The organism is Promineifilum sp. (SeqCode) (assembly GCF_041918635.1).
In the GTDB taxonomy this organism is placed as follows: domain Bacteria; phylum Chloroflexota; class Anaerolineae; order Promineifilales; family Promineifilaceae; genus Promineifilum.
The window spans coordinates 1-9491 of the sequence record NZ_JAYRVJ010000463.1 but is presented as its reverse complement, the minus strand read 5'-3'; the positions used below and the strand labels follow the sequence as shown (position 1 = coordinate 9491).

Here is a 9491-nt window from a genome sequence, read left to right as displayed (position 1 = left end):
CGATAAATCGCTACCGTCTCGGCCGCCGCCCGCTCCCAGGAGTAAAGCTGGGCCTGTTGCAGCGCGCGCTGGCTCAGGCATTGGCGGAGGGCCGGATCGCTGAACAGTTGCTCCAGCCCGTCGGCGATGCCTTCCAGGCTGTAGGGGTCAACCAAATGGGCCGCCTCGCCGCACACTTCGTCCATGGCCGTGTCGCGGCTGGTCAGGACAGGCGCGCCGCAAGCCATCGCCTCCACCGCCGGCAGCCCAAAGCCCTCGTAGAGCGACGGAAAGGCGAACACCGTCGCCAGCGTCAGCAGGCCCGGCAAGTCAGCTGTGGGCACATAGCCGAGATAGTGCACGTAAGGCTCCAGCCCCAGTTCGCGCACCAGCGCGTGCAGACCGGGCCGGCCGTGCCGGCCATCCAGATGCCAGCCGGATGGGCCGACGAGCACCAACGGGATCGGCCGTCCGCGCCGGTGCACCAGGGCCACAGCGCGGATGAGGCGTTCCAGGTTCTTACGCGGCTCCAACGTGCCGACGAACAGGGTGAACTCCTCCGGCAGTCGATACTTGGCGCGCAGCGTGTCGAGTTGGGCGGCATCCTCCACGCGGTGGAACCATTCGGGCGCGGCTTCGTAGACGACGTGCACCCGCTCCGGTGGCAGATCGAGCGTTTCCAGCAGATCGCGGCGGGCCAGACGGGTTGGAGCGATGATGGCCGAAGCGCGCCGGGCCACGGTCGGCAGCAGCAGGCGCATGGCGGCGATGCGGCTCCACGGGTGGTAGTGACGGTAGAGGAACAGGGATGCGTCGTGAATGGTGAGGATGTAGGGGCGCGACTGCCTGACCGGGGCCAGGGAGTTGGTGAAGTGGCAGAGGTCAGGCCGGTCGCGACGGATGATACCGGGCAGAACCAGTTGCATCCACAGCCAACGGCTGGCCGGGAAGTAGTTGTCGAACTCCTTGGCTCCCCGCAGGCCCTCATCCAGTTGGCCCAGCGGCCGGTTGGAGTAGAGGTGATAGCTCCATTCCGGATGCAGAGCCATGATGGCCGACAGCAGGCGCTTGGTATAGTGGCCGACGCCTGTCCGCTCGCCCAACAGGGGGGTCGCGTCAAATCCGAGAGTCGTCATAGTCGAATAGTAGCCAGAGCGCCGCGATCATCCAGAACAGAATGGCAGTGGCATTAAACAGCAGGAAGTAGTCGAGCAGGCCGTGGACGACAAAGGCAAGGAGACCGGCCCCGGCTGCGATCTGCATGGGCGTGACGTGGGGATGCCGCAGCGAGCGAATGATACCCCACACGAGGACGATTAGCCAGATTAGGAAGGGTAGCGCGCCCACAATGCCCAGTGAGACGACGGTCTCCAGATACCAGTTGTTGCTGTGGACGGTCTGATCGAGCGCCGTGCCGGGCAGGGGATCGTCGGGCCGGAAGCGGCTATAGGTCAGGCGATAGTTGTCCAGGCCGATGCCGGTCAGCGGGTGTTCGCGGATGAGGCGCAGGGCGATGGCCCACAACTCGCGCCGGCCGGGCAGCGGCGCGTCGAACTGGAGCGGTGGGGCCGTGGCCGTGCCCAGACTCTCTCCATCTGACGCGCTTGCCGAATCCGCCTCACCCACGACCGTGACTGCCGTGACGGTTCGGACATCGCCCCGCGCGTCGAACCAGTTGACATTCTCGTGCTCCATGTCCCAGATCAGCCGGTACTCGCCCGCTTCCACCGGGGCGCGCAAGGGGATCTGGAGCGTCGTTGCCCCACCGGGGGGCACAGCCTCGGTCAGCGGCCAAAACGGTTGCGCCAGCAGCTCATCACCCGTGTCGGCAAGCTGCCAGCGCACGCCCAGGTGAAAAGGATTGGCCCCTTCCGGCTGCCAGGTCAGCGTGCCCTGGTTGGTGACGGTGATGGGCAGCGTCCGTAACTCGTCGGCGCGCAGTTCCAACTCGGCCGGCGCGTCGATCTGGGAGCGATACCACTCTGTGTCTACCTCGCTTTGCAGGCGCAGCCGGAAGGAAGGGCTGAGTAGCCAGTTGGCGGCTACCAGGGCGACGATACCGGCGGCCAGACCGGCCCAGAGTAGGGGCCAGCGGTCAGGGGATGGGGGATGGGGGGCAGACGAGGAGCGTTCCCTGCCGGCCTCCATTCCAGTCGCGGTTCCGAGCCTCCAGCGAGAGACGACGCCAAGCGTGGCGACGAAGCCGATGACGAGGATGAGGGTGATGAAGCCGGCGCGACTGAAAGTGAGGATGGCGGCCTGGGTGTAGAGAAGCAGGCCCAGGATGCCAGCGGCGACAAGGGCGTAGCGCAGCCTGACAGGCTGCGCGCCGGCGGCGGCTTCCAACGTCAGGGCGAAGAGGAAGGGCAGGGTAGCTTCGATGTAGATGGCGGCCTGATTGGCGTAGTCGAACGAGCCGGAGAGGCGCAAGAAGGGGCCGGCGTAGGTGGGCATGGGGCGCAGGACGGCGAGCCAGGTAAAGTCGTAGCCGGCCAGGTGTTCGGCCAGCCCGATCAGCGCCGCCAGCAGCCCGCCGGCCACCAGAGCTAGGGCCACCATCCGGCCGCGCCGCGCCGATGGGGCCAGCCACAGCAGCGCCGGCACGACGAGCAGCCCCTCCACCGTCCGCAGCGTGGCTTTCAGCGCATTGCCCCGGAACTCGGGGGCTAGCCAGGCGGAGACGGCCATGCCGAGGATGAACCAGAGGGCGAGGGCGAGCCACAGTCGAGGAATCCGGGCAGCAGGGGAGCGGGGGGGCAGGGGAGCAGGGGAGCCGTTGGCAGAGTCCGCGGGACCGCCGGCAGAGTCCGCATCCTCCGACGCGGAGGAGCGGTGCGGGCCGGCCAAGAGGGCAAGAGCGAGCACAGTGGCCAGGATGATCTCGACGTTGGTCAGCACCAGCGGCCCCAGCCGGAGCCAGGGCGTCTCCAGCTCGAACGGCAGCGAGAATGCCAGTAACAGGAGGGCCGCAAAACCGAGGTTCCGAAAGCGCGCGCGAGACATGGTGGCGAAGTGGTTAGTGGTCAGTGGTCAGTAGATGCTGAGCAGGCGCGACAGTGCGCCACAGGGCGGCGGCGCATAGCAGCGTAAGCAGTAGTTCGGCCAGGACAATGGATAGCGCCGGGCCGATTGGGCCAAGCCGGGGGATCAGGTACCAGCTCGCCCCGGCGTGCAGGAGCAGCATCGCGCCGGTAAAGACGCCCATGAGCAACTGCTGGCCGCGGGCCACCAGATAGTGGGTCAGGCTGTAGTTGACGAACGCCGGGATGAGGCTGACGCCCAAGATTTGGAAGACGCGCGCGCTGCCGGCGTAGGTCGGGCCAAAGAGCAGCGGCAGCAGCGTGGGCGCGACCAGCCAGCCGGCGACGGCCAGTCCCAGCCCGCTGGCCAGCAACAGCAGGGTGGCCCGGCGGCCGAGCGCCCGCGCCTCGCCCCCGCCGCGCCGCAAGGCCACGGTGAAGGCGGGGAAGACGGCGGCCATGATCGACGCCGGTATCAGTTGGGCCGGCTCGACCAGCCGGGACGCGGCGCTAAACTGGGCTACGGCCGTCTCGCCCTGCATGTACTGGAGCAGCAGCACCGCCAGGCGCACGTAAGCGATGGACAGGAAAATGGATACGCCCAGCGGCAGCGATTGCCGCAACAGGTAGCGTATCTGGTCGGCTCGTTGGCCCAGCCGGTGAAGGGCTAACGCCTCGCCCCAGCCGGGCAGCCAGCCGTTGCCGCGCAATAGCGCCAGACCCCAGCCCGCGAACAGTAGGCCGACCGCCGCTTGACTGATCGCCAGACCGAGCAGCCCGCCACCCGCCAGCAGCACGGCGATACCGGCCAGCGCCAGGGTCGCGCGCTGCGCGGCCAGCAGGCGCGCCTCGACCCTCAGGTTTTGCCGGCCGCGGAAGACGTAGCCGGTGAATTCCGGGAAGGATTGCAGCAGGGGGAGAATGCTGAGCAGGAAGAGGCCGGCGTGATTGCCATTGGCCTGTCGGGCGGTCAGGATCCATAACAGGGCGACCACTACTAGCGACAGGAGCAGCTTGAGTTGCAAGGCGGTGGTCACGAGCGCTGTAGAAACCGAGTTTCTTCCGAGAAACTCGGTTTCTGAGGTTTCTGGTTCGTCCTCAGCAGCGATCTCCCGCGTGATGACGAGTTGCATACCCAAATCGGCCACCTGGGCCAGCACGAAACCCAGCGCCAGCGCGTAGTTGTAAAGGCCGAAGCCCGCCTCGCCCAACCGGCGCGCGGCGATCAGCACCAACACAAAAAGCGCCAACCGGCCGACAAGTTCCGATGCGAGCTTGATGACGGCGTTGTGACGGATGCTGCGGGCTGCGGCCGCGGGGCGTGTCGTCTGTTTTGCTTCCACCTGGGTGGCAAGCGTAGCATGGCCTGCGGCTGCTGTCCAACCTTCTCAGGGAGTGGTTAGTGGTCGGTCGTCTGTCGTCCGGCAGCGACCGGCGGTCAGCGGTCGGTGAAGGAGGTGCGATAGAGGCGGTGGGCCAGGACGGCTGGCAGGCGGCGGAGGCGGCTCGGTTGCCGGCGGGTAAAGTAGAGATCGTTGTCGTATTGCGCGGCCAGCGTCGCCCATTGGCCCAGGTGAACGTCCTCGCGCCGGGCCAGGGCGATGCCGCGACCGGCCACGTTGGCGATGACGTTGGCCTCCAGCGGGCGCATCGCCTTGGCAAACGTAGCCAGCGCGGCACGGGTGGGGCGGGTGGTCAACACGTGATCGGCGCGCAGGTGGTGGGCCGACTTGGTGGCGTAGAGATCGACGTCGTAGCTCAGCCCGCGCAGGCTGTCGGTCAGCCGGTTAAGCCGGTCGGGCAGCAGTTCGAAGAAGCCATCGTAGACGGCGACCGTCTCATCGAACGGCTGGTAGCGGAAACGGGCGCGCCGCTCCTGCATGGGAACCTGGAAGAGGGCCGTGCGCCCGGCGAAGTGCGTCCCCGGCTCGCCGAAGTTAGTCGTCAGCGACTCGCGCGGGTAGACATAATATCGGTTAGTGTCGGCCAAATAGAGCGCCTTGGTGTGCAGCCAGTCGTCGGTCGGAAAGGCAGTGAAAAGGTCATGGATAGGCGCAGAAACCGAGTTTCTTCTGAGAAACTCGGTTTCTAGTGACCACGCTTTAAACGACGTCCACTGCGCGGCGGTATAGACCTGCCCTTGAGGCGTGCTTAGTTGGAGGAAGAAGGTGTCGCCGTCATCGAGCAAGGGGATGAACGGCTGATGGGTGAAGCCGTTGAACCACAGCGCGTTCAGGGCGATGCCGGCCAGCCGCGGATCGTCGCCATAGGCGGCCAGCGCCCCACAGGCATAGTCGTAGAAGCGGGTCGAGACGACGAGATCATCTTCCAGCAGAATAACCGCGCCGTACTGCTCGGCCAATCCGGCGGCGTGGAAGACGTTGCCAACGAGGCCCAGCGGCCGGGGCTGGACGATAACCTCCTTCGGCCCATGCGGCCAGTGAAAGCGCCGTGCCAGCTCGATGACGGCGGCGTTGCCGGCGCGGCGGCGCTCGTCGCCGGCGCGGTCGATGACGAGGGCGAGGGTCGCGCCAGAAGGTAAATGCGCCGCTTTCAGCGTGGTCAACAGGCGTTCCAGCGCGGCGGGACGGCTAAAGGCGGGGATGACGATGGCGGGGATCACTTGCGGCCCTCTTGCAGCCTGACAGGCTGCACGATGCGGGCCGAGAGCAGGGCCAGAATGCATACCTGCACCAGTTCACTGGCCACCAGCGCCGCCGCCGCGCCGGTTAGCGACCAGCGCCCAATCAGCGTGACGGTCAGGCCCGCGCTCAGCAACAAGGTGAGGAGCATTGACAGCATGGCCACGCGCTCCAGGCCGCCGACGACCAGTTCAAAGGAGTACTTGAAGGTGAAGACGGTCAGCGGCAGGCTCCAGGCCATGAGGCGGAGGGCGTCCGCGGCGGGCGCGTAGCCGGGGCCGTAGAGCGTGACGACGAGGGGGCCGGCCAGGATGGTGGTCAGCGCGGCGAGCAGGATGGAGAGGGCGACCAGGGCGGTGAAGCCGCGGGCATAGGCGCGCCGCAGGTTGACAGGCTGCGCTACAGCGGCGTTGGCGGCCAGCATGGGGAAGACCGCGCCGAAGAACGCGCCCGGGATGAGCTTGAGCGCTTCTAACACGCGGGCCGCCGCGCTGTACCAGCCGGTCGCGGCATCGTCGGTCAGCAGCGAGAGCAGCAGCAGACCGGAGCGCTGGTAGAGCACGGATAGAATCATCAACGTCGCCAGTGTCGCGCCGGCGGAGGCGACGCGCCGTAGCGCCCGCCGCAGCCGGGCCGGTTGGGCGATGAGTCGCGGCTGGTAGGGGCAGCAGAGGACGGCCGCAACCAGCGCTCCGGCGCTCTGTGACAGGACGACGACGCCGACAGCGCCCAGCAATGACCCGCCGCGCCGCCACAGGACAATACCACCCGCCCCTATTATCAGGGCCGCGACAAGGCTGAAGATCAGATAGAGGTCCATGCGCTCGTGGGCGCGCAGGATGGCGCTGTGAACCGTCGAAAAGGCCAGGGGGATGAGTGAGAGCGCGGCCAGCCGGAGGGCGGGCGCGGTTTCGGCTGTCTGGTTGGGCAGACGCGGCCCCGCGATCCAGACCACGCTGATGAAGATCGCCGCTAAGGCCAGTTGCAGGAGAAGGGCGGCGGTGACAGTCTCTTGCAGGGCGGCCGTCGCACGCTCGGCCAGGTTGCCGCGCCGCGCCGCCACCTCGCGCAGCAGCAATGTATCCAGCCCGAAGGTCGTTACGACGTTGCCGATGAAGACGACAGCCGAGATGAAGGCGAAGCGCCCCAGGTCGGCCGCGCCCAGTGTCCGGGCGACAGCGATGGTGAAGATCAACAACAACCCCTGGCTGAGGATGCGGGCCATGAGTAACCAGAGGGAGTTCAGGCTGAGGCGGATTAGGGGGGAGCGAGGGAGCGGGGGGGCAGGGGAGCGGGGGGGCATGGGGCAGTCGTTAACTGTCGTCCGTGGTTTGCCGTCGGCGGTTAGCCCACAAACTCCATCGTCAGGATAAAGAAGTCCCCCCAGCTGTTGAAGGGCGGGCGGCGGGAGAGGGCGTCGTCGAGGCGCGTCAGGGCGCGGAACAGGCGCTCGTGATTGACGGCGAAGGTCTTGTTGTCGGCCGTCGGCGTGAAGACGGACAGACCTTCCAGTTGCACCTGCCGGAAGCGCGGCCCGAAGGCCCGCCGCGTCTGAGCCGCGCTGAAGTAGTAGGTCATGAAGTGTACGCCCTCGACGTGGGCCAGAATGCCGCCGGGCCGCAAGCGCCGCGTGCCGACGCGGAAGTCCTTGATGGTGACGGCCAGTTCCCACGGACAGATGCGCGGCATGATCACCCACGTCACCCTCGCGCCGGGCCGCAGCAGCGCCGGCAGGTGGCGGGTCACGGCGGTCAGGTCGGCGATACAGTTCAGGCCGCCGGAGTTGGAATAGAGGCCGTCAAACGGCCCACCTGTCACGTGGTCGAGTTCGGTGAACGAACAGGCCTGAACTGTGAGCCGGCCGCCTAGGTTCCCGCGCGCGATCTTGGCCTCTATCTCGGCCAGCATCCCCGGCGCAAAGTCGGTGGCGTGGACACGGAAGCCCCGTTTCACCAGCGCGACCGCGTCCTGCCCTGTGCCGGCGTTGATCTCCAACAGATGGCCGCCGGGCGGCATGACGGCGGCGATGTGGTCATGCACCTTGCGACGCATCCGCGCCATGTTGGCGTGATTCTCGCCGAAAGCGTCATAGACCCCCGCCTTGCGCGAAAACGCTTCGGCGACATTGGTATAGTGTTCCTGAGGGTGTGTCATGGTTATTGGTAGGGGCGGGTTTCAAACCCGCCCCTACGTGGTCGTTATTGCCAGCCAACTACTGAATACTCATCACTGACCACCTGTCACTGCTCACTCACCCCTCCTGCGGCGTCGGCCGCGCTGCTTCTTCTAGGGGCATGTGCGGCGCGGGCCGGACGGCGCGCGACGGCTCGGCCGCCAGCCGGTTCAGCCGGGCGCGCTCGAGCGGCAATGTTGCCAGCCGATAGAGCGACGCCGCCGCCTCGCGCAGATGGCGCGCCCGCCACGCGCCCGGCCGTGCGGCGACGCGCCTCAACTCGGCCAGCGCCCGCCGCGCGCGGAACTCCTTGTGCAGTACCACGTGCAACTGCCGGTAAAAGGGCGTGGCGAACGGCCCTTCGTAGAGCATGTCCAGGTCGGCCGAGTCGATCCAGTTCTGTTTGTCGCTTAGCTGGCGGCGAACGTTCTCATGGAACTTCGTGCCCGGCAGCGGATAGGAGACAGACATGCCGATATCGTCCGGCCGGCAGTCGCGCACCATCTGGAGCGTTTGCTCGATGTCCGCCCGCGTCTCGCCGGGGTAGCCGAATTGCAGGAAGAAGCCGACGCGAACGCCGCCGGCGCGCAGGCGGCGCGCCGCTTCGCGGATCTGCTCCACCGTCGTGCCCTTCTCCATCGCGTCCAGAATGCGCTGTGAGCCTGACTCCGCGCCCAACCAGACGATGTCGCAACCGGCGCGGCGCAGGGCGTCCACGTCCCCCTCGCTGCGCACGATCAGATCGGCCCGGCTGAGGCACTTGAACGGCAAGCGCGCGTCCAGCGCTTGTACCTGCTCGGCAAAGCGCGTCCACCAGCCCGGCTTCAGCCCCATGATGTCGTCGGCGAACCAAATGTGATCGGGCCGGTACGTCTGCTTCAGCCAGCGCAACTCTTCGGCCACCGCCTCCGGGCGGCGGGAGTGGTAGCGCTGGCCCCAGATGGGTTTGGCGCACCAGTTGCAGTGGTAGGGGCAGCCGCGGGTGGTGACCATGTTCATGGAGTAGTAGCCATGACGCCGCAGCCAGAGGCGGCGATAGCGCTCCACATCCACCAAATCCCAGGCGGGGAAGGGGAGGGCGTCAATGTCCTGGATAACGGGGCGGCGGGGATTAGGGGCTAGGGGATAGGGGCTAGGGGTTAGGGAAGAGGGTTCTCCTCTAGCTAAGACACCTACCTCTCGGCAGGCTAGACCAAGTATTGCTTCAAAAGGCGTTGTAGTCCGGCCGGTCAGCCTGTCGAGCAGTTCGGACAACGTCTCCTCACCCTCGCCCAGCAAGACAAAGTCGGCCCCGGCTTTCAGGTAGGCAGCGCTGCGGTCAGTGGCGTCCGAGCCGGCCACGATGACGCAGCAGCCGCGCGCCCGCGCCATGTCGATCATCGTGAAGGCGGCCTCGCGCATGCGCAGCAGGCACATCTTGGACAGATAGTTGAAGTTGTCTTCATAGATCACGGCGAAGCGCGGCCGGTGGGCGTCGAGGGCGGCGGCCCATTCCGCCTCAGACTCGGCCAGCATAGCATCGAACAGGGCCGCCGAGTAGCCGCGCTGCCGCACGAACGCCGCCGCGTAGAGTGTCCCTAGCGGCGGGTAGGGCTGTTGCGCCGCCCACAGCTTGGGATCGAAGCGCAGGTAGTAAGATTGGCCGAAGAGCAGGTCGGTCATGGGGGCGGGAGGGGG

At 66.9% G+C, this 9491-nt stretch carries 7 protein-coding genes; all 7 read right to left on the bottom strand.

Annotated features, from left to right (window positions below; all coding sequences use genetic code 11):
- Window positions 1–1115, bottom strand: a 1115-nt coding sequence (locus ACE3UY_RS14150) for a glycosyltransferase family 4 protein (protein ID WP_374688157.1), incomplete at its 3' end; no start/stop codon positions are given.
- Window positions 1096–2982 carry an O-antigen ligase family protein gene (locus ACE3UY_RS14145; RefSeq protein ID WP_374688156.1) on the bottom strand — a complete coding sequence of 629 codons (1887 nt, stop codon included), beginning with the start codon at window positions 2980–2982 and terminating at the stop codon, window positions 1096–1098. The genes ACE3UY_RS14150 and ACE3UY_RS14145, both read right to left, overlap by 20 nt.
- A 13-nt stretch (window positions 2983–2995) precedes the next feature.
- The gene (locus ACE3UY_RS14140) at window positions 2996–4342 is read right to left on the bottom strand and encodes an oligosaccharide flippase family protein (protein WP_374688155.1); all 1347 of its coding nucleotides are present in this window, start codon (window positions 4340–4342) and stop codon (window positions 2996–2998) included.
- 95 nt (window positions 4343–4437) lie between these two features.
- Window positions 4438–5622, bottom strand: coding sequence for a hypothetical protein (locus ACE3UY_RS14135; RefSeq protein WP_374688154.1), 1185 nt, complete (start codon window positions 5620–5622; stop codon window positions 4438–4440).
- Window positions 5619–6944: an oligosaccharide flippase family protein gene (locus ACE3UY_RS14130; RefSeq protein ID WP_374688153.1), complete on the bottom strand. Its 1326-nt coding sequence runs from the start codon at window positions 6942–6944 to the stop codon at window positions 5619–5621. The genes ACE3UY_RS14135 and ACE3UY_RS14130 overlap by 4 nt, the downstream gene beginning before the upstream one ends.
- Before the next feature lie 41 nt (window positions 6945–6985).
- The gene (locus ACE3UY_RS14125) at window positions 6986–7795 is read right to left on the bottom strand and encodes a class I SAM-dependent methyltransferase (RefSeq protein ID WP_374688152.1); all 810 of its coding nucleotides are present in this window, start codon (window positions 7793–7795) and stop codon (window positions 6986–6988) included.
- A 97-nt stretch (window positions 7796–7892) separates the two neighbouring features.
- Window positions 7893–9476 (bottom strand): radical SAM protein, encoded by a 1584-nt coding sequence (locus ACE3UY_RS14120; RefSeq protein WP_374688158.1) that lies wholly within the window; start codon window positions 9474–9476, stop codon window positions 7893–7895.
- Window positions 9477–9491 lie beyond the last annotated feature (15 nt).